At 53.4% G+C, this 23185-nt stretch carries 39 protein-coding genes; 8 read left to right on the top strand and 31 right to left on the bottom strand.

Going from position 1 to position 23185, the window contains the following annotated elements:
- Positions 1–26: 26 nt before the first annotated feature.
- The 9 genes from JFC11_RS16120 to JFC11_RS16080 all read right to left on the bottom strand — a co-directional run bounded on the left by JFC11_RS16120 (position 27) and on the right by JFC11_RS16080 (position 6555).
- Positions 27–887 (bottom strand): hypothetical protein, encoded by an 861-nt coding sequence (locus JFC11_RS16120; RefSeq protein WP_198350035.1) that lies wholly within the window; start codon positions 885–887, stop codon positions 27–29.
- Entirely contained in the window at positions 884–1201 is a 318-nt protein-coding gene (locus tag JFC11_RS16115) for a hypothetical protein (protein ID WP_198350034.1), read from the bottom strand. Before JFC11_RS16115 ends, JFC11_RS16120 begins: the two co-directional genes overlap by 4 nt.
- Positions 1198–2577, bottom strand: a complete 1380-nt coding sequence (locus JFC11_RS16110; protein ID WP_198350033.1) for a hypothetical protein — start codon at positions 2575–2577, stop codon at positions 1198–1200. Before JFC11_RS16110 ends, JFC11_RS16115 begins: the two co-directional genes overlap by 4 nt.
- A complete protein-coding gene (locus JFC11_RS16105) occupies positions 2574–3788 on the bottom strand; it encodes a hypothetical protein (protein ID WP_198350032.1) in 1215 nt (404 codons plus the stop codon). The genes JFC11_RS16110 and JFC11_RS16105 overlap by 4 nt, the downstream gene beginning before the upstream one ends.
- A gap of 2 nt (positions 3789–3790) precedes the next feature.
- A complete protein-coding gene (locus JFC11_RS16100) occupies positions 3791–4357 on the bottom strand; it encodes a hypothetical protein (RefSeq protein ID WP_198350031.1) in 567 nt (188 codons plus the stop codon).
- Entirely contained in the window at positions 4357–4998 is a 642-nt protein-coding gene (locus tag JFC11_RS16095) for a hypothetical protein (protein ID WP_198350030.1), read from the bottom strand. Before JFC11_RS16095 ends, JFC11_RS16100 begins: the two co-directional genes overlap by 1 nt.
- A gap of 64 nt (positions 4999–5062) precedes the next feature.
- A complete protein-coding gene (locus JFC11_RS16090) occupies positions 5063–5530 on the bottom strand; it encodes a hypothetical protein (RefSeq protein WP_198350029.1) in 468 nt (155 codons plus the stop codon).
- Between the two features lie 43 nt (positions 5531–5573).
- Positions 5574–6032: a hypothetical protein gene (locus JFC11_RS16085; protein ID WP_198350028.1), complete on the bottom strand. Its 459-nt coding sequence runs from the start codon at positions 6030–6032 to the stop codon at positions 5574–5576.
- 103 nt (positions 6033–6135) lie between these two features.
- The gene (locus JFC11_RS16080) at positions 6136–6555 is read right to left on the bottom strand and encodes a hypothetical protein (protein WP_198350027.1); all 420 of its coding nucleotides are present in this window, start codon (positions 6553–6555) and stop codon (positions 6136–6138) included.
- 423 nt (positions 6556–6978) lie between these two features.
- On the opposite strand from JFC11_RS16080, the gene JFC11_RS16075 reads away from it, so the two are divergent.
- The 3 genes from JFC11_RS16075 to JFC11_RS16065 all read left to right on the top strand — a co-directional run bounded on the left by JFC11_RS16075 (position 6979) and on the right by JFC11_RS16065 (position 9124).
- Positions 6979–7302: a type II toxin-antitoxin system RelE/ParE family toxin gene (locus JFC11_RS16075; protein WP_198350026.1), complete on the top strand. Its 324-nt coding sequence runs from the start codon at positions 6979–6981 to the stop codon at positions 7300–7302.
- A 59-nt stretch (positions 7303–7361) separates the two neighbouring features.
- On the top strand, positions 7362–7655 hold the full coding sequence (locus JFC11_RS16070) for a helix-turn-helix domain-containing protein (RefSeq protein ID WP_198350025.1): 294 nt from the start codon (positions 7362–7364) through the stop codon (positions 7653–7655).
- Between the two features lie 581 nt (positions 7656–8236).
- Positions 8237–9124, top strand: a complete 888-nt coding sequence (locus JFC11_RS16065) for a RepB family plasmid replication initiator protein (protein WP_198350024.1) — start codon at positions 8237–8239, stop codon at positions 9122–9124.
- On the opposite strand, the gene JFC11_RS16060 is transcribed toward JFC11_RS16065, so the two are convergent.
- The 22 genes from JFC11_RS16060 to JFC11_RS15955 all read right to left on the bottom strand — a co-directional run bounded on the left by JFC11_RS16060 (position 9121) and on the right by JFC11_RS15955 (position 20153).
- Complete coding sequence (locus JFC11_RS16060; protein ID WP_198350023.1) at positions 9121–10623, bottom strand: hypothetical protein; 1503 nt, start codon at positions 10621–10623, stop codon at positions 9121–9123. The genes JFC11_RS16065 and JFC11_RS16060 overlap by 4 nt on opposite strands.
- Positions 10623–10922: a hypothetical protein gene (locus JFC11_RS16055; RefSeq protein WP_198350022.1), complete on the bottom strand. Its 300-nt coding sequence runs from the start codon at positions 10920–10922 to the stop codon at positions 10623–10625. The genes JFC11_RS16060 and JFC11_RS16055 overlap by 1 nt, the downstream gene beginning before the upstream one ends.
- Before the next feature lie 256 nt (positions 10923–11178).
- Positions 11179–11352 carry a hypothetical protein gene (locus JFC11_RS16050; protein ID WP_198350021.1) on the bottom strand — a complete coding sequence of 58 codons (174 nt, stop codon included), beginning with the start codon at positions 11350–11352 and terminating at the stop codon, positions 11179–11181.
- Between the two features lie 95 nt (positions 11353–11447).
- The gene (locus JFC11_RS16045; protein ID WP_198350020.1) at positions 11448–11882 is read right to left on the bottom strand and encodes a hypothetical protein; all 435 of its coding nucleotides are present in this window, start codon (positions 11880–11882) and stop codon (positions 11448–11450) included.
- A gap of 374 nt (positions 11883–12256) precedes the next feature.
- The gene (locus JFC11_RS16040) at positions 12257–12607 is read right to left on the bottom strand and encodes a hypothetical protein (protein WP_198350019.1); all 351 of its coding nucleotides are present in this window, start codon (positions 12605–12607) and stop codon (positions 12257–12259) included.
- Positions 12608–12644: 37 nt separating this feature from the next.
- Positions 12645–12923 carry an immunoglobulin domain-containing protein gene (locus JFC11_RS16035; protein WP_198350018.1) on the bottom strand — a complete coding sequence of 93 codons (279 nt, stop codon included), beginning with the start codon at positions 12921–12923 and terminating at the stop codon, positions 12645–12647.
- Positions 12923–13339: a hypothetical protein gene (locus tag JFC11_RS16030; protein ID WP_198350017.1), complete on the bottom strand. Its 417-nt coding sequence runs from the start codon at positions 13337–13339 to the stop codon at positions 12923–12925. The genes JFC11_RS16035 and JFC11_RS16030 overlap by 1 nt, the downstream gene beginning before the upstream one ends.
- Entirely contained in the window at positions 13336–13599 is a 264-nt protein-coding gene (locus tag JFC11_RS16025) for a hypothetical protein (protein ID WP_198350016.1), read from the bottom strand. Before JFC11_RS16025 ends, JFC11_RS16030 begins: the two co-directional genes overlap by 4 nt.
- A complete protein-coding gene (locus JFC11_RS16020) occupies positions 13596–14135 on the bottom strand; it encodes a hypothetical protein (RefSeq protein ID WP_198350015.1) in 540 nt (179 codons plus the stop codon). Before JFC11_RS16020 ends, JFC11_RS16025 begins: the two co-directional genes overlap by 4 nt.
- The gene (locus JFC11_RS16015) at positions 14132–14437 is read right to left on the bottom strand and encodes a hypothetical protein (RefSeq protein WP_198350014.1); all 306 of its coding nucleotides are present in this window, start codon (positions 14435–14437) and stop codon (positions 14132–14134) included. The genes JFC11_RS16020 and JFC11_RS16015 overlap by 4 nt, the downstream gene beginning before the upstream one ends.
- A gap of 77 nt (positions 14438–14514) precedes the next feature.
- Positions 14515–14742 (bottom strand): hypothetical protein, encoded by a 228-nt coding sequence (locus JFC11_RS16010; protein WP_198350013.1) that lies wholly within the window; start codon positions 14740–14742, stop codon positions 14515–14517.
- A gap of 159 nt (positions 14743–14901) precedes the next feature.
- Complete coding sequence (locus JFC11_RS16005) at positions 14902–15150, bottom strand: hypothetical protein (RefSeq protein ID WP_198350012.1); 249 nt, start codon at positions 15148–15150, stop codon at positions 14902–14904.
- 14 nt (positions 15151–15164) lie between these two features.
- The gene (locus JFC11_RS16000) at positions 15165–15821 is read right to left on the bottom strand and encodes a recombinase family protein (RefSeq protein ID WP_198350011.1); all 657 of its coding nucleotides are present in this window, start codon (positions 15819–15821) and stop codon (positions 15165–15167) included.
- Between the two features lie 139 nt (positions 15822–15960).
- Positions 15961–16236: a hypothetical protein gene (locus JFC11_RS15995; protein ID WP_198350010.1), complete on the bottom strand. Its 276-nt coding sequence runs from the start codon at positions 16234–16236 to the stop codon at positions 15961–15963.
- Position 16237: 1 nt separating this feature from the next.
- Entirely contained in the window at positions 16238–17275 is a 1038-nt protein-coding gene (locus tag JFC11_RS15990) for a hypothetical protein (protein WP_198350009.1), read from the bottom strand.
- Positions 17272–17748 (bottom strand): DUF1353 domain-containing protein, encoded by a 477-nt coding sequence (locus JFC11_RS15985; RefSeq protein WP_198350008.1) that lies wholly within the window; start codon positions 17746–17748, stop codon positions 17272–17274. Before JFC11_RS15985 ends, JFC11_RS15990 begins: the two co-directional genes overlap by 4 nt.
- Entirely contained in the window at positions 17732–17986 is a 255-nt protein-coding gene (locus tag JFC11_RS15980; RefSeq protein ID WP_198350007.1) for a hypothetical protein, read from the bottom strand. The genes JFC11_RS15985 and JFC11_RS15980 overlap by 17 nt, the downstream gene beginning before the upstream one ends.
- A complete protein-coding gene (locus JFC11_RS15975; protein WP_198350006.1) occupies positions 17974–18507 on the bottom strand; it encodes a hypothetical protein in 534 nt (177 codons plus the stop codon). The genes JFC11_RS15980 and JFC11_RS15975 overlap by 13 nt, the downstream gene beginning before the upstream one ends.
- Entirely contained in the window at positions 18504–19355 is an 852-nt protein-coding gene (locus tag JFC11_RS15970; protein WP_198350005.1) for an N-acetylmuramidase domain-containing protein, read from the bottom strand. The genes JFC11_RS15975 and JFC11_RS15970 overlap by 4 nt, the downstream gene beginning before the upstream one ends.
- Positions 19348–19602: a hypothetical protein gene (locus JFC11_RS15965; protein WP_198350004.1), complete on the bottom strand. Its 255-nt coding sequence runs from the start codon at positions 19600–19602 to the stop codon at positions 19348–19350. Before JFC11_RS15965 ends, JFC11_RS15970 begins: the two co-directional genes overlap by 8 nt.
- Complete coding sequence (locus JFC11_RS15960) at positions 19599–19946, bottom strand: phage holin family protein (protein WP_198350003.1); 348 nt, start codon at positions 19944–19946, stop codon at positions 19599–19601. The genes JFC11_RS15965 and JFC11_RS15960 overlap by 4 nt, the downstream gene beginning before the upstream one ends.
- 33 nt (positions 19947–19979) lie before the next feature.
- Positions 19980–20153 (bottom strand): hypothetical protein, encoded by a 174-nt coding sequence (locus JFC11_RS15955; protein WP_198350002.1) that lies wholly within the window; start codon positions 20151–20153, stop codon positions 19980–19982.
- Positions 20154–20912: 759 nt separating this feature from the next.
- Here JFC11_RS15955 and JFC11_RS15950 point away from each other — a divergent pair.
- From JFC11_RS15950 to JFC11_RS15930, 5 genes are all read left to right on the top strand, one after another.
- Complete coding sequence (locus tag JFC11_RS15950) at positions 20913–21107, top strand: helix-turn-helix domain-containing protein (protein ID WP_198350001.1); 195 nt, start codon at positions 20913–20915, stop codon at positions 21105–21107.
- A 146-nt stretch (positions 21108–21253) separates the two neighbouring features.
- On the top strand, positions 21254–22405 hold the full coding sequence (rdgC, locus tag JFC11_RS15945; protein WP_198350000.1) for a recombination-associated protein RdgC: 1152 nt from the start codon (positions 21254–21256) through the stop codon (positions 22403–22405).
- A 10-nt stretch (positions 22406–22415) separates the two neighbouring features.
- Entirely contained in the window at positions 22416–22595 is a 180-nt protein-coding gene (locus JFC11_RS15940; protein ID WP_198349999.1) for a hypothetical protein, read from the top strand.
- The gene (locus tag JFC11_RS15935) at positions 22588–22881 is read left to right on the top strand and encodes a hypothetical protein (protein ID WP_198349998.1); all 294 of its coding nucleotides are present in this window, start codon (positions 22588–22590) and stop codon (positions 22879–22881) included. The genes JFC11_RS15940 and JFC11_RS15935 overlap by 8 nt, the downstream gene beginning before the upstream one ends.
- Complete coding sequence (locus tag JFC11_RS15930; RefSeq protein WP_198349997.1) at positions 22878–23171, top strand: hypothetical protein; 294 nt, start codon at positions 22878–22880, stop codon at positions 23169–23171. Before JFC11_RS15935 ends, JFC11_RS15930 begins: the two co-directional genes overlap by 4 nt.
- Positions 23172–23185: the final 14 nt, after the last annotated feature.

Below are 23185 nucleotides of genomic sequence, written 5' to 3'. Positions count from 1 at the left end.
GAAAGTTTTTCCTACCAGGTAATTTTTTAGAAGCTTTCCCCCTTTTTAACGATCACCTTGATATTCGCGGGGACGGCCGTCGTTACCGTCAGCTTCATGGGGCTGGTTTCCTGAACGCTTACCACGTCGCGATAGAATTTTCCGTCATCGTCCATAATCCACACGTCTGTCTGTACAAACATGCTATCTAGTCCGTGCTCAATGACGTGAGTGGTCTTCGCCTCGATTGATTGGTAGGTGTAACGCAGGCCATCAATATCGGCTTTTAGGGCTTCGATCTTGCTGTCATCGCTGGGCAGCACCGGCTCCATTGACGTGGCTTTGCCGTCAAACGACAGTAGGGTATCCAACTGGTTGATAATGTCGCTTACGCTAGGGTCTGTATTGGGCAGGGCGCTTAACGGCTGCATGCCGCCCAGGTAAGGGATTAGCTCGTACACGTAACCTGCGGGCGCGCGGCGGCCAATCGACTTAGCGCCCATCACGTAAAGCGTTTGCAGTGCCAACCCTTGCCCAGTATCCATCACGTAAGCCACTACCGAGCGCTTAGGCACCGGGCCTTGCTGGATGAGCAGCCGCCAGGCGTCACCGCCGTCTTGCTCTACGCCGTAGCCCATGCCACTGCTGAGCATGCCATGGGCCTCAATGCTGTGCTGCGGCTCTAGCGCCAGCGTGATAAACGGATCGCCATAGGAAAGCTGGCGCTCGTCGCTTTCTAGGCTGCCCACCACGTCCTCCATCGCGGGCGCGGTTACATCCTCTTTCTCACCAGCTACCGGAAACACCACCACGTCAAACGCCATAGGGTGCTGGCCAATCATGGCGTTAAAGTCTTGGGTCAGTTGATCCGTCGCTGGACGATGCTGGTTAGCGGGGCGAAAGCTCATTGGTTGTCACTCTGTTGTTCGTCGTCGGTCATCGGGTCATCCAGCAGGGCAGGGGGAAGGCGGCCCGCCGTGACTTCAATATCGCCGTTGTGGTACTTGCCAATGACGATAGCCAGGTCGGCCACGGTGGCATTGCTGCCAAACGTGACCGTCTTGCCGTCAAGGCCGGATAGGTAGCTACAGGCGGCGGCGATGGCACCTATAAAACCATCGTCATCGGCACCAATACTGGCCACGCCTTCGGGGCCATCGGACACTAGCGCCACCGTGAAAGCATCAGGTTTACCAGGATGCACGGTTAGCACGATATTCATGGCTGGTACTCCACTTTTAGCGCGGCCAAAATCAAGGCCAGGTGGTCAGGGTCTTGGGCGGCCAGCTGTGCAGCGGCCATTGGATTGGCCAGGCGTTCAAGGCCCATCGCCAGCACTTCATTGCACTGGATGCCCTGGATGGGCTCGTACACCTTGCCCACGTAGGCGTCGATAAAGCCGTCCTTCACCGCTATTTCTCTATTCTTGTAGGTGCGTATACCCGTCAAGCGGCGCAGCGAGTCAGGCTGCTTGCCTTCGATGCGCGCTTTCAGCCACACGCTGACCATGGAATTGACGGCGGGATTGACGGATTCAATCGCGTGGCCCATCTCGTGAAACAGTACGCGCTTATCGACACTGCCCGACAGGCAAATGTAAGTCTTTTTAACGCTACCGATACCTGGTTCGCGCCCTTCGGTCTGAAAGGATCGCCCGCGCCCCGTGCTATAGCGATAGCCGGTTGCCTTTTCTACATCGGCCTTGCTGCCTATCTCGATGCGCGCACCCTTGGGTAGCGTCTTACCCACCACCTGCATAAGCTCGACCATATCAGCGTCATACTGACCTGCGCTCCAGTTAGCGCGACTGGTGACACCGCGCAAGCCTTTGCCGCTGCCTACATGCTTGGCCGCCAGAATGGCCCCATCACGCTTGCTATAGCCGCTCGCCGTCTTTGCCTGTTCAATCACCGCTAGCCCGATGCGCTCAGCGGCCTCTATGCTTTCTCGGTATTCAGTGCTGGTTTCATAGGCCTGGTCGCGTAGCCACTGGCTGTACATAGCGTTAATCGTCTGCTGAGGGCGGCGACTTACCGTGCCTGGTGCGTCTTCTAGCGACGCAAAAAACGCCTTCGATGCGCCAGAATTGCCGCCATAGCGCTGCTTAACACCGTCTATGGCGCGACTTACTTGATTGCTCAGCGTGGTGATGCGCTCGGCGTTATCGCCTACCAAGGCGTCTACCGTTTCTCGCGATTTACCAAGGCGCTCAACCAGCATTTGCTTGCCCGCCAGGCTCTTAATGGTCAGGGCGTCTTTTTCCAACTGGCGAGGATCAACGCCCATGGCGGTCGCCCTGAAAATGTCCTGCAGGCCGGTGCGTAATTCGGCCTCGCTGATAGTTTCCTTGCCCTTGAGGGCTTCCAGGCTGCCTGTGGTGTCGCGGTACGCTTGGGCGCTGTTACGCATATGGTGGATGCGCTCAAGCTCAGTAAAGAGGTAGTCCGAGCTATCTATATCGGGCAGTGCCGCCCTGATATTGGCGATGCCACGAATCAGCCTGGCGCGGGCCGGGTTGCGATGAGCTGTCTCGTTAGCCCTTTTCTCAGCCGCCAGCCCTTCGGCGTTAGATAGCCCCGCTGCACGCTCAAAAATCATAAGCCGTTGTCCTTAATCATGCCCATTACGGCTTCCGGGGTAGTGTTGTTGCTACCTGCCCATGACTCAGCAAAGGCTTGCGTCGCGCGCGTACTGGCTGCCTGCGGATCACTACCACTTGTCGCCGCCTTCATCACGGCGTCCATGCGTGCCTTATTGAGCTGTGCCGACAGCTTCGCCATGTTCGCCTCTTGCTTGAGCGCTGCGGTTTGCTCTTTGGCCTTTTTTAGCTGCTGTTGCCGCACGCGATCTTTGGCTCTTAGCGTTCGGTTTTCTTCTTCCGCATCCATTTTTTTCCTCGCTTTTTCGGTCGCCTGTTTCATGCCCTTGGCACTTTTTAGGTAGTCACGGTAAGCCGCTGCGGCACTCTTCTGATCAGCCTGCCGGGGGCGGGCACGCTTTAGTTTTTCGTGCTCAGCTTGAGTCAAGTAGCGACTGCCCACCTTGCCGTACCCGGCAGCGTCTGCCTGGCGCTCCATTTCCCCGGCTAGCACGTTTTGAACCGTAGGGCTTTGCAGTGTTTGCAGCACTCTCACAACGTGCTTGCAACAAGCACCCTTGAGCGATGGGTTGCGGATTTTGGGGAAGTCTTTTTCTTGCGGCGGGGTGACGGCATAACCGCCAACACCAGCCAAATAGCGATACCAAAACTGATGGCGGCCACACTGGCAGTCAATGGATACGCGCCCTGTTGCGGCCTCTTTAGCTGCCGTCTTCCACGGCTTGCCTGACACCATCATGGCGTCCCAGCCATCTAGCCGGATGCGCACCTGATAGCTGCCGTTATATCCGTTCTCGCCGGAGGCGGGCACCTGAAACTTGAGCATGTCACCGCGCGTTTGATAGAGCCTGGCATAGCGAATTTGCTGGTTTGCTCGCTTCACATCCTGGGGTGTCGTCTTTGCAATCAGCTGCTTAACGGGCACCCCTTTAGCGCCGCGCCCCTCGAACTCCTTCTGAGCCTTCTGCATCATCTTACGAAAGGCTTTTAGCTCGTCGGCGCTGTATTGGCCGCTTCCCTGCTTTTCGTCTACCTGAGCACCTAGCCCGCTACGTATGCCACGCTCAATAGCCGCCGGGCTTAGTGTTCCCTTGGCTGCCTGGCGCTCAATGCGGTTGTCATCCTTCCGAAACGTATTAAAGGCACGCTCAAACTCTTTAAAATCCATGACCTTGGCGGGTGCCTGGTCGCCAGTATTGGGGAAGCGCATGGCTATTTCCTCTCCAAATGCGCCAGCGCCTCTTTAACCGCTGCTAGCTTGGCGTCGATAGCATTACGCTGGCGGTTTAGCGATTCATCCCCTACCTCATCGGCAGGCGAAACAAGAGGGGTAGGTTCGGCCAGCGCGGTCAGCGCGGCTTGAAGCGCCTCGCTGGCGCTGAGGTTGTCGGGAAGTGTTAATTCCGGCAGCGTCGTGACCAATGGCGCTTTGGCCCTTACCGGAGAAGGCGTCACATTGACCGCTTCTAACTTCATGTAGTAGCGCAAGCGATCACGTAGCCACTCCAGACTAGGCAGCTGTAGAGTCTCGCCGCCCTCTAACGCCAGGCGGTAGTCAGTCATGCCAGCTGCTGCCAGCACTACCCACTTCAAGCGCTTACTGCGATACGCACGATAGGCGACCAACTCAGGCATAAGAACTTCGCCGGGTGCTACGGTGTAGCTGTACCAGCTCTTGCGTGAAACACGCGGCGTCTGCCTTCTTATATCTCTGTAAAGGCGCGCGCGTACTAGCGGATCGGTAAGTTGGGAAGGGCTGAGGCGATCAGGCAGAGCCATTAAGCGCCACCTTCTTGCGCTAACCGCAATGCTCGCTCGCGCGCAAAATCATCGGCACTCAGGGCGCGGCTAAAGCGCTCCACAGGGGTGCTAGGCATTGTTTCAACTTCCAGGCCCGCATAGAGCTGTTCTATCCAGTCTGGAGAGATTGGCTGATACCCCTCAGCGGCAAGGCAAGCAAGCATCATGGCGCGCTGCGGCCCCTTAATGCGCTGCCAGTCCAGGTTGTAGCGGTTACGACCTTTTTCGTCAGTAGACACGTCCACCGATGACTCAGTGATACGACAAACTTCGGTGCCAGGCTGCAACTGGATAGTACCCGCGTTATACATAGCGAAGTACCAGTCCAGCGCTACGGCCAGCATAGGCCTCAGCTCTTGAGGATGAGGGTCACTGAACAATACAGGGGTGGCATGCTGGCTAACCGTATCGGTCATTTCCTCAACCAGAACCTGCCAACCGTTTTCGACGGCATCGGCTACTTCTTGCGCCAGGCGTTTACGCCAAGTAAACACATTACCCTCGACGCGCTCCATACCTGCGACCACTAACATTGAGCCGTCATATACGCAGCGGAGCTTGACGCGCTCAGTTGACAGCAATGAGACAGCAAGTATGCGTTGTGCGGTTATCTGAGACATAAAAAATGGCCACCCTAAGAAGGTATGGCCATTGTAACAATATGTAACCTGTCAGGTAATCGATTTACCTAGAAAGTAGCTCTTGCGCGCCTTCCATATCTGCTTGAGACATAAGCCATTCAGACACCAGCCAATCACCTTCCCCAGCCTGTATTAGGTTCAATATCGGCGTAGCAAACTCTCCAACACCCGACGCTTCTAGCAGGCGACTACCTTCGTACTTATAATCACCAGTGCCTGTGTAAGCCTGCAGGTATTCGTACACTGTCGCACCATAGCCGTAGCCGTGGTGATGAAAAAGACCGTCAAGGTAGACAGTTATTTCCTTCACTGCCTCAATGCTGCCTGGCTCGCAACTACAGTCTTCAATGACGCCGTAAATACGCCTAGCCAACACATCATCGCTTGGCATGGCTGCGACAAACTGTTGAAGTCCCTGATCAGTCATAGGCACTGCTGGTGACTGAGGTTGCGCCATAGCCCAGGCAGATGAGCCTGCGAGGATGGCAGTTGCGAGCAGTGGTGTTCTCATGGGTAATTTATCCTGTAGTGAGAATGTTATACCGTTTTCTTCCTTACCAGGCATAAGAATACGCCCTGACTTCTTCGTCAGTTAACGAAAGCGTATCTTGGTAGCGCTGCAGAATTGGCTCAATCTTTACGCGCTGGCGCGTAAAAGGCCGTATTATCAAAGCACTTTCATATAAATCTTGCTGATCCCCTTGGTTCTTTGCCGCTTGAAGCGCCTCTCCCATAACAGCCACTAACGCATGCCCCCTTGCTTTAAAGGCTTGCTGTGACGTTACTTCGCACCAGCCACGCATTAAGGAGCCATTACTTCCACTAAAGTAAGCGATGGCTAAGACTTGCCACTGGAACGGTGTCTCTATCACGGCATCATGCAAAGAGTCAGAGCTAATGTTGCGCGGCAAATTTGCCAAAAAGCCCCACTCACTAAACCCCGACTCTTTGCGCACTTGATAAAATGAGCGCCCGTAAAGTTGCAGGGCGCGCCATTGGGCATTGCGAGGCATAGCGGCTCCTTTTCATTCAATGCGATATTACATTGAATGAAATATGGGCCGCAATGCGGAATTTGGATGGCGCTTATAGCCTGTTGTTATTGCTTAATTTTAGCTATATGGCTGACAAGCCAGCAGCGGGGCAGGCTAACCGCGCATCGTCATGTTGCGCAGTTAGCATAAGAAAGCGCTTACACTTATAAAGCGCCTCGTTACACATTAAGCCTGTCGATCTGGATAGCGTATGGATAGCTCTAAGCACCATGTCGGCGCGCCAAGCAAGTGAGTGAGAGTAGCGACGCAAGCGACGCATCATTACGGCTAACTGCACCTTGTAGTGCCTAAAACTCATGAGAAGCACATCTTCAAATGCCAATATTGCCTGCAAGGCTTCCACACTTTCCTCGCAGTGAAGTACCGGGTTTACGCAGTCATCAAACGCGATAGAGCGTACCTTGATAGGCTCCAGCGGGCGCAGGATTTGCAAACTGCTGTTGCTGTAGTTAGCTGTAGACTGATCCTTTACTTGCGTCATATTCCCTGATCTCCCTTATTATCCAATCGCGCACCAGCAACCCGCTGTTACGCGAAGTCAGGAATGCTATACGTTAGTCGTTATAGGGAAAAGCACAAATTATAGCTAAATCTAATGTTTGGTTGATTTCACTCAAGGTATGGCAAATGTCCTACAAACTTAGTAGTACACGCAGTAATTCCTTTGTACGACGAGGCAATATAAGGTTTATTTAACGTTAAGCATAATATTATGTAATTACGGATAATACGTTTAAACGAACGTTTTAAATTCAACATTATCCTCATTATCTTGAATTTTATTAGCGTAATAACGCTATGCGCATCAAGCCGTGAGCAAAGAGAAAATATATCGGCGTGGATATAGACTTTATACTCGTTCCGATATAAAATGCTTTCAAGGTCGGCAATCCAGGGAAGCGCAATGGCTGAAAAAAAGAAGGTCGAGTTTTTGGGAGACTCGCTAGAGGCAATAAAGAATTTCCCAGCCGACGCAAAGCGTGATGCGGGGTATCAAATTGGCAAAGTGCAAGATGGTTTGATGCCTGACGACTTCAAAGCGATGAGGATCGTAGGCAAGGGGGTGATCGAGATAAGGATCACGGATACAGACGGCGCTTTCAGGGTTTTCTACGTGGCCAGCAGGGGAGATAAGGTCTACATACTCCACGGATTCCAGAAGAAAACGCAGAAAACTGCAAAGGGCGACATAGAGAAAGGCCAGCAACGCTACAAGCTGATCCCTTAACCAAAGCCCCCGAAAGGGGGTGGCGGACTGGCTAATGATGATTAAAGAGGCAGATTGATATGGCTAACGAATGCTTTGATGATATTTGGGATGCGCTGGAAGACTCCCCGGAAGAGGCGGCAAACATGCGGCTAAGGTCTCAGCTAATGAGGAAGCTGGTAGAGCGTGTGCGCTCCTGGGATTTAAGCCAAAAAGAAGCAGCCAAGCGGCTAGGGGTCACCCAGCCACGTCTTAACAACCTTCTGGCGGGAAAGGTTGGCGCTTTTAGTCTTGATGCGCTGGTGAAGCTTACTGCGAGCGCACACCTTGTGCTGAAAGTAGAAGTTTTGGACGAAGAGTTAGCCACAGCGTAAGCAAGGCAGAAATACCTCATGCTGACCAGCCTCGCGAACCAGTGGGATTGGTCAGCCTTTTTTTAAGCCATCAAGATAACGGTATAAGAATATTCGCTTACCAGGGGAGCATTTCTCGCTCTTAATCTAAAGGTGGAGTAATACCTTGTTGTCTCGCTTACTCGCCATGGATCAAGAGCCATGCTTCATCTAAAGGGGGAGAAATACCTTGTTCAGTGGCGTGGGGAATAAGGCCATGCAACAAGCTCTCTTAAAGGTGGAAGGATACCTTGCTTGATTTGATGCTGTCTGTAGGTGTGTTTTTGGGGTGGTTTTTCAAGCCAGTTATGGCGACCACTCTTTTATGTACCTTTTGTTTTAACCTTTTAAGCCCCTATAAGCATCTGTATTTTAAAGGTAATTAGGGTTGAAAGGTGGAAGGATACCTTGTTGAAAGGGGAAGGATACCTTGTGGTAAGGGGGAGAGATACCTTGCTGAAAGGGGGAGAGATACCTTGTCTCGGTGGAAGGCTTTTGACCTTTCCCCTTTTGGGGGTTAGTCTTGCTGTATCAACAAAAGCACACATAAGGAAAGCTCCATCATGCAGGCATTGGAAGGCCAGAATGTAGTCAAGTCTAACGCCCTAATAGAAGCGAGTTACCGGCTCAATTTGCGCGAGCAACGAATTATATTGGCGTGCATAGCGCAAGTAGATCGTTCGCAGCCTATCACGGATGAAATTCAGTACCTGATCACCGCCAGGCGCTTCGCTGACTTATCAGACAGCATCATCGATGGCGCTTACAAAGAATTGAAGCTAGCAGCCGAGTCGCTGTTTGATCGACGCTTGACGGTCTACGAGCAACCCAATACGGGACAGCCTCGCAAAATCACTATGCGCTGGATACAGTCGATAGAGTACAAGGACGGCGAGGGAGCGCTTGCGCTACGCTTCGGCAAAGACATTCTTCCCTACCTTACCGAGCTAACACGGCGCTTTACGAAGTATGCGCTATCAGACGTGGCCAGCATGAACAGCCCCCACGCGATACGCCTTTATGAGCTACTTATGCAGTGGCGGGACACCGGAAAACGGGTAGTAAGCATCGACTGGATGCGACAATGCCTGGGGATTGAAGGCAAGTACCCTGCGTTTAAAGACTTTCGCCGGTATGTGATTGAGCCGTCTGTTAAGCAGATTAATGAGCACGCGCCCATCACGGTCAAATGGGAGCCGCAAAAAACAGGCCGCAAGGTCACGCACCTAGCGTTCTCCTTCACGGTAGACAAGCCCAAGGCCGTGCCTGCTCCTGGCAAGCCAGCAGACGAAGATAAGCCCACCAGCAACGAAAAGCGCTTACGCGGCATACCCATGAGCGTTATCGAGAAGCGCGCCAACCCTGGGGAGTCCTACGACGAGTGCGCAGCCCGCCTTGTGGCTGAACGGGAGCGCGTGAAGCGGTTGAAAGAGAAGGGCGCTACAGCTTAGGCCTCAGCCAGGAGCGCCAGCTCCATGAGATAGTCGTTTTCGGCATCACTGTTTAACGTGGCCACGGTATCCGCAGGAATCATGTCTGCAATCATGGCCATCGCGTAAACGTCAGCCCAGTCGGGTGACTTGATGCCCATGCTGCGCATTTCTTCCTTGGTGCGCATCATGTACTGGCCGCGCTCATTGATCTTGTAGGGTATACGGCTCGCCTGCTCGATCACCTTGGTAGAGCCGTCAAAACGCACACGCTCTTCCATAATCGCCTCTTTGAGCGTGACATAGGCCATGGCCCGCTGATTGCCGAAACGGCGCTTGTGTGACTGCGCATGGCAGGGCACGCCCCACATAATGCGCTGTACGTTACCACCCAGCTCCTCTGCCTCTTGAGCCGTAGTTAGGCCGATACCAATACTATCAATCGCGATAGTGGCGTTAGGGTAGTGGTCAGCCATTCGCACCAATTCACGACCAAACGCTTTGGGCGTCATGGTGCCAGGCATCTCCCTTACTTCAATCGGCTCGATGCAGCGCTCTTCTTGGGTAATGCCAGAAACCTTAAACACCCCAACAACCGAGCTGTCACGCTCGACACCGCCGCCCACGTCGGCAACGATGACATAGCCCCACGGGCCTTTGTGCTCAACCCGCGCAGCTTGAGCGCGAGTGGCAGCCAGGCGCGTAATAAGGAAGCCTTCGAGCTGGTCTGAGAACTGCCCTAGAACCTTGATTTGGTATTCAGGGGAATCTACGCCACCGTAGCTTTTAACGTACTCGCGAAGCGCTTGCGGGCTTACGAACGGGCTTTCCTCGCTATTGAGGATGAACGACACGTAACCAGGCTCGTTAATGTCGTTAAAGTCACGCTTTTTAAGGCTGTGGTGGGATTCGTAGAAGTGGCCACTGTTGCGCGTTGGCTGGCTGAACATCAGCAGCTTGTTGTTTTCCTCAGATAACGCCCCGCGTATAACCGACAGCACTTTATCGTCTACGCCGGACGCTTCATCGACTAGGAAAATCAGGTTCTTGTTGTGCGCACCGGCTATACCCTCCGGCTTATCTTTGGGCACGGTCTTGCCTGCCACATACCAGCTCTTTTTGAACTCGTTGCAGTAAAAAAGCTCGCTGGTGACAGTGAAGTAACGGGCTAACCAGGGGAAGCGCTTGCAGACTTGCGACCAACTATCGGTCACGTATTTGAAGATGACGCGGCGAACCTGATCTATATTGTTCGCAGTAATGATCATTTCCGGCTTAACGTGGCAAAGCATCGTGTGCATGGCCAGCGTGCCAGCGATGAAGCTCTTGCCCGTGCCGTGGCCAGACGATACGGATACCCGCGCACCTTTGCGATCCATCGCTGCCAGGATTCGTCGCTGCTGGTGCGAGGGCTTAACGCCCATCACCTCAACGGCAAACTTTACCCGGTTATTCCGGTAACGCAGAGCCAGCTTTTGCCAACGATAGTCATGAATGATTGAGCGTTTGCGGCTAGCCATTAGACCCTGATTTCCTTCAATATCCGGCTATCAGGTATCGCTATTTTTCGGCGCTTCAATATGCCAATTACCCACTGATTGGCCGCTCTCCGGCCTAAGTTTTGGCGCAAATGGTCGGTATCAGTGCGCTCCATCGTGGTTAGCCACCTACCTGCGTAGTGACTCGTTAGCCAGTCATGAGCATCTGTTGGGATCATGCGCAAAACAGCCACTAGAAACCGCAGGTCGTCGTTAAGCGGCTCCATGCCGTGGCGCTCAAGATAGGCGCGCAGCTGAGAGGATTGAGACTGGCGGCGCATCATTTACCCTTAAAGTAAAAATGAGCCTAGATTGTACCTCACAGGTAACTATAAGGGCACAAGAAAGCCGAACCTCGCTACACACCATGACCTTGGGTCGCTTAATTCCCCTTGAAGGGGCCATTCTGTCGCGACCAATCCCCGGAATTGCGGGTAACTTCCGCTAAGCGGTTTAGTCATTTTTTTGTGGGGCGCAAAACCGCTACGCCCCTCTGCCGGATCGACAGGTATCAAAAAAAGTGTGGCTTGGCCCACCTTACGCTGATAAATCTAAATCCTCAGCGCCGCGCGCTGCTAGCTCCGCCCCAATGGCTGCTAAGTGGCTTGAACGGCTCCCAGCCTGGGATTCCTTCATAATGCACTCAAACAGCGCTTGCAGCTGCTCTAGCGTCGCGTGGTGAACCTCTATAGCGTCAATGTATGACTCCATGCCAGCCGTCCTTATGTGAGTTTAAACAGTCACATGGGATAGCGAGGTTCGGCAGAAATAAGAATACCTAGCTTTGCTAATTAAGTGAAGGATAGCTACTGGCGAGTACGGTCTTCAAAGCGCTTTAGAACGTCGCCAAAGTCGCGAAGCGGTGGGGCGGGCTTATCAGGAGGCGGTGGGGCAGGTAAGCGACGCATTTCTTCGCGTAGCTGACGTACTTCACTTTCCAGCCCTTCTAAGCGATTTGCTTGCTGGCGGTTTATCTCCACCAGCTCAGCTAACAGTGCATAGGTGTCGGGTGCCTGGGAGGCGTCGGGCGATGGGCTGTTGTTGGGTGTCGGGTTCTGTAGGGCGGGGGTGTGGCTGCTTGGCGGCTCACCGTACACGCGAAGCATTTCAGACAGGTCTATGACCCGCTGGCCCTTGCCATTAAACCCAGCAGTAACGCGCCCTTTGTCCACCGCTTCGTAAAGGGTGGAACGGTGCAATCCATAGAGCGTGGCCATACGGCCAATGGTTAATTCTGCCATGTAGGGCGCTGCCGGGTTTTGTTGGTGGACTAAGTGTAGGGTAGCTTATTTCTGCAATGTTAGGTCTATTTCCTTACTGGCCTCAAAGCCTTTCATCCACGCGGCGTGTTCCGGGCTGCCTGCCGGGGAAGGACTGAGTGCTTGCCCTTGCCTGGAGAGCCGAACAGCGCCCATGCTACGCCGACCACTAAGCCGTTTATGGCGTCGTTATCGGCGGGACATTCAAGTATCTGGCTGCGGTTTCCTGCCTTAGAGTTGGCGGCGATAACGTCAAAGGCTCTCAGGGTGTAATCGCGCGGTATAGGGCCGCCTCGCAGGCTGCTTTCAAGCAATGGCCAGCACGTCTAGTGCCTCCTCTCGATAGTGTGCATAAGTCATTGCAGACCACCTCTACCAGCTGTAGCGGCGCGGTGAATTTCCTTTCTCTTTTGCCGCGTCTGCATAAAGCGGGTTCCTGACTCTTTGGTAAGCGCACTAGATAGCGCGCGTGCATCGTCGCTGTATTGGCCCCAATTTGATCCTTCCACAGCAGTGTCAATTACCACCTCGCCATTGGCGTCTATCACTCGCCAGTCGTACCAGTTACGTGCCGGATCGCCGTAGACTTCAATACGGCCAGCCTCGCCGCTGGGGCGCTCAACGCTATACACAACCTTCATTTCAGGTGGGCTGGTGAGTCGGTCTTTCTCGGCTTCCGATAGCGGTGTAGCTTTTTTAATTTCCATGGATCAATACCTTGCGTTGGGTTGTCTTGCTTGCTATCTACTCTATCCACTGGTCGTTAAGGGGCCGGTGCTCCGGGTTCATCCGGTCGATGGCAGCCCCCAGCGCTGAAAAGGCCGTCTGGTATTTTGTGTAGGTTCTGCCGTTGGAGTACCACACGTTAAAATCTGTGTAGGATCGAACGACAGCCAGTAAAGTCTCCGGCTGCCCATCGCGAGTAATAACGTCCATCGCGCCAGTAAGGTCTCCTTTCTCCAACCAAGCACTTATTGTGGCGTCGAACCACTCATTGTCGTGAGTAATTTTGACTTTAGGCATTACATAGGCTCCCAACGTTCAGCACCATCATATTCATTGCCGTCCACAGCCTCCCAAGCGTTACCTTTTGCGTCTACGGCATAAACACCAGGGCGCTCACTCTGCGGGTCGCGCAGCTTATCTTTCCAGCCATAGGCTTCATCTTGCCAGACCAGCACCACACCATCATCGTGACCGGGGTTATCGCTTCGGTAGCGCTGCGCTAAGGCCTCAGCTAGCGCTTTATCCATCCAGCGATTGAACGTCTTACGCGCATGGAAGCGCTCTTTCATAGGGCGCTCTGCAATGATGCCAGCGGCTACTGTGGCTGCCCGCTGCAAGTGCTTCGCCTGGGCTTCAACGCCAGAAGCTTCAATAGCTGCGAGCAACGCGGCGTCGTCTACGGTGCAGCCTGTTAAAACCGCGTGAAGATTCATTGTCCACTATCCTTTTGGCAAGATTCGCTAGCACCGCCATGGGCTGACCACTCAGCAACCGGCGATGTGACGCTACCTACATAGCCGCGCTTACCTGCTACCAGCTCTTGGATGATGTGCAGGCAATCACTACAAGCGCACAGATCACCGCCACACTGGCACAGAATTTCACCTTGGTGGGCCTTTTTCTGATCTAGCTCGCTAGAGAATACTGGGGCGCGCAAACAGTCTTGGCACAACGCTTGGTAATCTTGGCTCATTTATTGCCGCCTTCATTCAGCTTGATACCGTTACCCACCCGTAAACCCTCTTGCCAACCATCCTGGCCAATGGTGGCGGGGTAGCTCTCCAGTACCGCGCTCACTCCATCCATTATTTTCAACCGGGTAGTAATCGCTGACACCATGCCATCAAAAAACGCCTGGGGCTGCTTTCCAAACTGATACGCTTGGTTATCAACAATCGTTTTTGCACGATCAACGTATGCGCTATGCAGTGCTGCGTCGCCATCGCGTAGACCGGCAATCCAGGCGTCGCTAAGCTGGTGTCCCAGCTCATCCATGCCAGACGTGACGTAGGGGCAGTCAGATATGCCAGCACGACCGGCAGCGTTTACGCCCTCCTGATAAGCGCGCTCGACTTGGTTGTCCGAAGGCGGCACCAAGCCGCGCTTAGATGCGTATTCATAGGCCGCCTGAAACAACTCAGGGTTATCATTGCGCCAGCGGTAAAGGGTGGAGCGGGGCTTATTGACGCTAGCGCCAATAGCCGCCATTTGGTTAGCTGATAAGTTCATTTCTTGTCCATGGCTTTCTTAATGAAGACAACGTGACCGACGATATAGCCAGCCGCAACGGCTTCACGCTTCGCGTCAATCTCTGCCTCAAGCTGGGAGAGTCGTTCTGAAAAGTGGTAATAAGGCTCATCCTGGGCGATGTGCTTTTTGCGCACCGCTAGCTTAACTACCAGCAAGTGCCTTGCCGACTCAGGCTTGTGGCGCTTAACCGGGCGGCGAGGGCGCTGGCCGGGGGAACGTTTGTCGTTGAAAGCGTCTAGCTCACGCTTCATGCGGCGAGCAAATTCTTGTGTATTGGTCATGCCGTGATTCCTTTGGAGGTTAAAACAAAACTTCCAGGCCAGAAGCCTTGGGGCTGTTCCGCAGGGCTGTGAGTTCGTTACTCATAGCGAACCAGTGCGCCGCAGCGATGCAAGTAATACATACTCGGCTTGGCATCAATCAGAATGCGCATATCTCTCTTAACGGTGGCGTCAGTGGTTTTTATGCCCGTTTCGATAAAGATGTGGCGTTTCAATACGTGCGCTCGCAACGGCTGTCCCTTGCGCTGTGCCGCGATACGTTTAATGGAGGCGCGGCGGCGGTCGGCAATGCTAGCTGAGGTCATGTCGCTTTCCTTTGTGTGCTTTCGATGATTCCTATAATAGGAATGTATTGCACGTAATGCAATGTCTGCGGGCACAAAAAAACCGCTCCTTTTGGGCGGCTTTTCGTAAGTCATTGATTTATTTAACATAATCCTTATTATGTGAACTTGGCGAGCCGCCTAAAAGGTAGACACTCGCATAGCCTCAAGGGCTTCATTCGTGGCTTTCAGGGCTTCGCCTTCCATATTACGCATGGTTAAGACTGCATCGTCTGACAGCCCGCTATCCTGTATCTTGGATAACTCAATCAAAGTAAAAAAATCGCGCATACTATCAGCCATTTCTCCTGACTCTCTTTTTTCTGCAGCGCATTTAAGCTCGCGCAACCGTTGAGCAGTCACATCTAGGATAGTTTTTTCAAGTTTCATGCTGGGTTTCCCTTTTAGTGAATTTCTGCCAGCCGCGTAAGCTGTGACTCTTCTTCGGCTTTCATTTCCGCTTTAACGGATTGTACGGTGCTGGGGCTGGCGTCGGCTAGCGAGGCTGTCTTGCGGATTGAGAAGCCAGCTCCCAGTAGATCGCGTATTTTCTGGCGTTTAGCGGTGTCCTTGGTGCGACCCTTGAACTTGCCTTCCGCTTTCGCCTTTTCAATGCCTTGCTGCTGACGTTCGCGGCGCTGCTCATAATCCTTGCGCGCGATGGCCGCCATCATGTCCAGCATCATCGAATTGACCGCATCCAGCATCCGGGCAGTAAATTCATCGTTGTGGGATTCGCTAAGCGCTGCATGACTGGTCGGCAGGTCGGTGGCCACGATCCTTAGTCCCTTGTCGTCAATTTCCCGGCGTAGGCGTTCCCAGTCAGCCACGGGCATGCGTGATAGTCGGTCGATACTTTCCACTAGGATAACGTCTCCCGGCTGGGCATCACTCAGTAGGCGACGAAGCTCGACGCGGTTGGCGTTGGCACCGCTATCGTTCTCGACATAGCGGCAGGCAATCTTTTGACTATGCTGAGCGGCGAAGCTATCCAGCATCTTTGCCGCCCGCATGGAGTCCTGGTCAGTGGTCGAGGCGCGAAGGTAAGCGCGAATGAACATAGATTATCCTAGTGTGTGGTTTTGATGTACTGAATAGTGCCTGTGTGGTTATAAGTCTGTCAAACTAAAAAACCGCACACTTTAGCGACTGGCTAGAGTGTGCGGCTTACGGTATACCCTATTTATTATAGACTAATAGCTAAGGGAGCCTCTGATACTCCTGCCAACTCATCATCGAACCCGCCTCCCTCACCTGCCAGCTTTTTCCCAGCCATGACAGAGAACGCAGTAACTCTACTCCTTCCGGCTCACCATCCTCTTCAACTACCACGCGCCTAGCTGGCAGCGTAGGCACCAGCACGCCGTCGCCGTTATCGTAAAAAGCTACGTACTCAGTTGTATAACTCGGAATCAGCGCTTCTCTTACGATGTTCAGCAGCTTTAGCGCCAGCTTGGCCAGTAAATTCACCTGCATGCTATACCCCTTTCTTCTCGGCCTCTTTAGCCGCGTGAATATCAGCCACTTCTGAATGGCGCTCTTCTAACCAGGCGTCCTCTCCTGCTACCTCTTTCTCGTACTCTTCGGAAAGAGCATCCAGCTCTTCGTCTGTCATGCCGCCTTCCGGCTCCGGTGGCTCAATCAGCGCAAGTTCGGCGCGTATCTTCTGTTGCAGCGTGAACGGCAGCTCTAACCCGTGTTTCTCAATTTCCCAGCCGGTGTCTATCGAACTCCACCCCTCATCTTCCGATTGCTGCAGGATGCGACCGCGCAGCTTCACCGCTTCATCGGCAGTCAGCCCGATTCGGCGGCTCAGTTGGTCGTGTACCTGCTGCAACCAGGCCAGTCGGCGCGTTAAGCGATCCTCTTGGGCCTCAAAGTCAGGCTTCACCCGCTTTTCCGAAGTCTCACGCCCCATGGGGCTAGTCTTTTCGGTCACCTCAGTCAGGTCGTAGTCGTCTGACGTGATCTCGTTGTACTCGTTTCGAGCGTCCCATTCGGCGCTCTTGCGAGTGACCATCATCAAGCGCCCCTTGGTTAGGCGTATCTCATCCTCAAGGCTACGAATGTCTTCCCGGCCATAGGTGTTTAGCTCCTGCTCAATGTCAGGAGGTAATGCTCCTGCATAGGCACCGTGCTTTAGAGCGCGCTGGTTGCCCTTCTCGGCGGGAATCAGGTTGGCCCACCCCTTATTCCATTGTTTTTCGCCTTGTTCCTCACCCCCTGCCGGGGAGGCTGGCTTACCAGGGGCCGGGGGCGATTCTTTTTCAATCCAGTCGCCGTCCTTAGCGGGCTTGGCTTTGCTTTCCCCCTTCGCTTGTCCTGCCCCTTGTCCCTGTCCCTGCTTTTTATGTCCCTGTCCCTGATCCTTGTCCTTGTTTAGCTTTGATGACCAATTGCGCGCCGTCTTATAGGCGACGCCCTCGCTCTCAGCAAAGTCAGCCAGGGATATACTGGAACGCTCAAAGCGCTTAAAGAAGTCGACCCAAAACTCACGGCCACGCTTCGCACTCATTGGGAACCCCCCAGCGCTGACCAATCAGAGACGACGCCTGGCTCAAAGCAGTACCAGCCGTTTTTCCATCCACCTTCACCAGCCATTCGGACTGACCAGTAAGCTATCGGTCTCTTCCAGCTGGGCACGCCTGGCGTAATTTTTAATAGGTCATAAAACAGTGAATCCCACCATGCTTTGGGCAAGAACCCGCTCTTACCTCCATGGCTATAGCCCCAATCATGGGGCAGGCTAGCCAGCATCAAGCCTCCATGAGGAGGCATGACTGTCCATAGAATGCGCGGCGTACTCGCAAAGTCGGTCACGTACCCTTCCGGCACTTCAATCGTGCGACCATCACGGGCACGAAACTGACCAGTACCCACAGTGATAAACATCGGGTTAGCCGAAGTAATCCACGCTGGCCGGGGGCCGTAGTACGGCACTACAGCAGGCATCTTCAACACGCTCGCCTGCTTAAAGTTCGTCTTCATACGCAAGCACCTCACCACTCACCAAAGCATGCGCTGCACACAGGTCAGGGAGCGTAAGCCCTGCTCGTCGCGCCAAAAGTCGCCCCGCTGCTCGCACCGCCTCATCCGTAGCGATACAGTAATGAGCGATACCGTCCCCCAACTGATAGCCATCATCTAAAGGGGTCTCCCCAACATGAGCACAACCCGCTAGCATCGCTAGCGGGACAGCCATCACCAAGCCTTTCAAAAAGCCCATGCAACATATCCCCCATAGAGGTCATCAACTGAGGTCATGGTGGTGTTGCCAATCTCATAGAACCCGCCCACCGTCACCGCCGCCAACACCGGATAACCGACAGAAACCTTCAAGCCTGTCTGCTTAAAGCCTTCCTGCCACTTATTCCCATGCAGCACCCCACCCTTAATTTCCCAAACATCAGTAGGGGCGGTGAACATCACGCTAGTCAGAAAACGGTCATCATCTCCAACAAATTCAGCCGACCAGTTACGCCAGGTGTAACCGGCACCCACCATCACCCGGTCTTCAATTTCAGGACGCGGATGGTCATAAGCGCCAGCATGTACCACGGCATAAGCATCCCCGATCACGCCGACACGTACTTCTGCGGTATAACGCGACGTATCCACCCGGTTCTCAAATTCCCCCGCCGCCCCAGTTAGCGTGATAGAGCTATCTGCCACGGCGCTCATCGACAATGCTGACGCTGCAAGCGCCACGCCTGCACCCACAACTACTACGCATCGCTTAATGCTCATGCTGTCATTCCTTCCACTTTATTGACGTGCTGATGACGGTCGAAGGCATCTGCCATACGACCGTGATAGTTGTGCTCGGCATAAGCCGAACCGTTGTAAATCTCTGCGAAGGCATCCCAGTCGCGAGCAATCAACGCCTGGTGCAGTTCGGTATCGCCCTGGATGAAAGCGACGAACATATCGAGCTGCGCACCCTCAGACTCATTGGCTGCCGCTTCCATGGCTTCGGGGGAATCAAAGCCCAAGCGCTCATAGTGAAAGCCCATGATTTGAAACAAGCCCCAGGAGCACGACTGGATAGCCGAACCTGAATGAATGAATTTCGCGGCCTTTAAGCGATCATGCTCAGCCTCGTAGCCCTGATAGCCACCGCGATTGGGATTGACTAAGTTGGGGTATTTCGCACGCCACGGGTCAGGATTAATGCCCACTTGAATCAGCAGGCGACGCATCCAGTGACGCTCGAACAGAATTACCGGGCGTCCATCGGGTAAGAAGCCGCTACCGTTCGACTCCACTTCCTGCACTGCCATTACCTCAGCAACGCCCGTTCCCAGTGTCTTAGCCGCCCGCTCAATATCGCTTTGCCCTAGCAGCTTGGTGACATCCAAGCCTTCGAGTGCTGATAAGGTTTTAGGCCCGACGATCCCATCGGCCACAATGTCATGGGCCTTCTGAAACTTACGGACGGCTCGCTCAGTAGCAGGCCCAAAGTCGCCATCCGGCTTCAATGAAGGGTCAACAGCTCTTAGCAAACGCTGCAATGACAGGACTGCCGGGTTGTTATCACCGAGCTTTAATACTTTCGGTCGTACTAATACTCGGTCGTACCAATTCAGCTCAGGCATGGTGCCCATCCTCCAAATGATGGGTACTGAAATGCACCACCCACGCCGAACTAGCGGCGCGGATAAGGTCAATCAGAAGGTGAGTGTCTGGCCCCAATCCCAAGCTCCAGGCAAGGATCAGCAACACCGCCGCAGGAAGCAGCAGCGAAGCACGGGATTGAGAAGGGCCATTAAGGAAAGCGTTGGCCAGCATGAATGCCGCTAATGCGACACCGCCGCAGCCCGCTAGGTAGGTAAGGTTGCTCATTTAGCCCCCTTATCGTTGTCACCGGGGCCGCCCAATATCTGCGATACCCGGTTGTTCATGATCTGTTCAGCGCGTTCGAGCATTTTTCCGCCCGCCAGTCCAGACAACGCCACAAGCGCCGCAGACAACGGTTCATTTACTGCATAAGCGCGGCAAAGGTAGAACATGACGATCCCGGCGAGAACACTGGTGCTCATTTCGCCGGTAAAGATGATTAAGCGGAACTTTCGCCCGGCTCTTAAAAAGCGCTGGTAATAACTGACAAACCCGCCCCAGAGCGCCAGGCCGGAAAAGCCCGCCAACTGAAACAAGGTCGTGTAGTTATTGGGGTCTTGACTGGACATGGCCGCCTCAAGAGTTAGTGGTGCTGCCAAGCCTTAGCGGCGTCCATCCCAAACCCAGCCACCCAATACAGCGGTGGCCACAACTGCCCGAAGCCAGTCAGTCCAAAGGGCCGGATGCCATTCCCAGGTGTAAAAAGCCGCGATGCCATAGAAAACAGCCGTGAACATAAGCAGGGAAAGGATCATCGTCGGGATTTTCTGCCACATGACTTAACCTCACAGGTAAATACAGGGCAGATTGTAACGCTTTTTTACCTAATAAGATAAAAAGTAACCGTCTGAGGTATTTTTTTACAAAATAAATTCGCAAGTAAACCTTTGCGGGGATTTTAGGTTTACGTTGGAGGTAAGAAGGAATGGGGCAGGATAAAGTGTGTAACCTTGGGCAAGGTTACATGGCAAGGTTACATGGCCGAAAAAAGCCATTAAATACGGGAGGTTATATCACGACGAAGGGGCTACTCATGCAACCTGTGTAACCTGTTTCTTAGGAGGCTGCTTACCTCTAAATAATACCCCCTGTTTTTAAGGCCTATTGTATTATTTATTATTAGAACAAAGTTAAAACCCTTTTTAGGTTACATAGGTTACATAGAGCTATATAAGTGGCTGTTTTTAAGTGGCTTTTTAGGGTATGTAACCTCCCGATTTTTGATATATGAGGTTACATAGGTTACGCAGGTTACATGGCTCGGCGCTCAGCCACCGGGCGGCCTTGATTCTAAAACCTAATGGGTCGTGCTATCCTCGCAGTGCGCTTTTTGTGCCGGGTTTAGGGTGTGGAAATAAAACACCCTTAAAAGGGGAATACCCACCAGGGTGCGTGTGCGCCCCGATTGATGCCCGGCGCAAAAAACGCGCCATATTGATCTAAGTCACCCTAAGTTCCTGTTACATTGCCGATTTACCTGTAATGCAATACGATAACGCCAAGATTAGTTAAGATATTATGAATAAGGCGTACTAATGGATTTGGAAACTTACCGTACTACGGTGAAGAAGATTGGCCCGACCGAGGCCGCCAAGGAATTGGGCGTTTCTTATGTACGCTACTGGCGCTGGGAAAAAGGCAAGACAATGCCAACACTTAGCGCTCTAAAGAAAATCATGGAATGGAGCGGAGGCAAGGTGACGGCCAATGACTTTATTGACCAGAAATAACGCTGTAACCCGCTAAATATACGAGAAGCCGCCCACTGAGGCGGCTTTTTTGTGCGCAAAATGTTACCCGTGAGGTATTTCATGGGTTGATATATTACTTTTAAAGTAATAAATTAGCCCGACCTTCACTCACTCTGGGTAATAAGATGCTTTCAAAGAACATTATTCCTTACGTTATGCATACCCCTGTTCCAAGCGAGCCAGTCTTGCGCGAGGCCATGGAGGGTCGTCGCACAAACGCTCCACTAAGTGGCAGCTCAGCGCGCTCAGTCGGCTGGTGCAACGTTGTCGATAATGATCTGCTGTTGAGCGTGATTTTGGACAACAAAGCCTATTACTTAGTGGCCATGCTCCGGCGTGAGCGTCTGCTCCCCGCATCGGTGGTAAAAGAAGAGGTTGAAGAAAAAGTCGCGGCGATTGAGGCCCGTGAAGAGCGCAAGGTAACGCGGAAAGAGAAGACTGCCCTCAAAGAGCAAGTGACTGAGGCGTTACTGCCGCGCGCCTTTGTTCGTAGCCAGTGCTTTTACGCATGGATCGATGCCGCTGCTCAGCGCATCTTTGTTGACGCATCTAGCCGCCCTCGCGCCGAAGACTTATTAGACCTGTTGCGGGAGACGATTGGCAGCCTAAAAGTCACGCCACTTAACGTGCGCACTCTGCCTCATCGAGCAATGACCGATTGGGCTACCGAAGGCACTGAGTTGCCAAAAGGTTTAGGCCTTGGCAACTACATCGAACTGGAGTCAAAAGGCGACGACGGCACTATCACTGGGCGTAAAGTCGACCTTCATAGCTCGGATATCCAAGCAGCATTAGAAAGCGGGCGCATGGCTGAAAAGTTGGCTATCAAGGTAGATGGCGAGCTGTCAGCCACTCTGACAAGCGACTTGGCGTTGAAGACAATCACGATAGCCGATGCCCGCATCGAATCAAGTCACGTTGACGATATTGAAGACGCCCGCCAGCTATTCACTGCTGAGTTCATCATGACGCTCACAGCCGTTAGCGCTGCCTACAACCTCCTGGTAAGCGCGCTAGGTGGCGAGGCTGAATACAACCTCTCTATTGAAGGCGAATGCAGCACGAAAGACACCCAAGAAGCTGCCGCCGACCACCTCTATGAAGATGCTGTCGCCCACATCCGGGAGACCAAGCACCCCAGCATTAGCGCCCTACAGCGCCAATTCAAGATCGCTTATACCCGCGCCAGCGAAATCATGTTGCAGCTAGAACGCAACGGCATTGTTGGGCCGATTGATGAAAACGGTCGCCGTCACCTCCTGCAGCCAGCCGCATAGGAGCCTCCCCGTGGAACTACCAAGTGATGTTAAGCAATCGCTGGATCGCATGAAGAACGTTGCTGTTGTTGATGAGTTGCGCCGGGTGACTCAGGTATTGCAGCGAAACGAGCAGACCTTTGCAGCGCAGCTAGTAGCAAACCGTGCAGACAACCTAAGTAAAGCCATACGGGAGAAGACTCATGCCTAAACCTATCATCGTTACCCATCCAGTCACGGGCAAAGAAGTCAGTTTGAAGCAACTAGCAGAATCAGCAGGCCTTGTGCCGGTAACCGTCACGCGGCGCTACAACAAAGGCAAGCGTGGTGCTGACTTAATAGCTCCAATGTCTCAGCGCAGTAAAACGCTGAAAAAGAACAATGAAGTTCGTAAGGCTAAGCGCCAGAAAGGCACACGCCTAGCGTCTTACTCGCAACGTCTTGCCAGCGCGCCAAGCTTAGGTGACTTGGGCCGATTGAAGGAACAAATGGCATGAGCACTCAGGCGTGCCCCGCTACTGGGCGCACTCTATCGCTTTGCCCGCCGATGTTAGCGGTACAGCAAGCACTAGGGCAGGCCGCATGCGGCGTAGGAGGCGAAGCGGTCGCTGTGGCAGCGAGCGACACCGGCAGCGATGAAGCCGGTTTTTACCCGGCATGGCGCTCGTCTGCCTCCACCATTGTGGCCATGACTAGGAAGCCGCTACCCACAGTTGGCGCAGCGCGGCGCTTTATGCGTGAAACGATTGAGTACCAAGTCGCCAAGATAATGCAAGAGATTGCCTGACCACCTCAGAAGGA

Source organism: Vreelandella alkaliphila (assembly GCF_016107625.1).
Lineage (GTDB): Bacteria > Pseudomonadota > Gammaproteobacteria > Pseudomonadales > Halomonadaceae > Vreelandella > Vreelandella alkaliphila.
The sequence above is the reverse complement of the archived record's forward strand: the minus strand, read 5'-3'. Positions and strand labels throughout refer to the sequence as shown.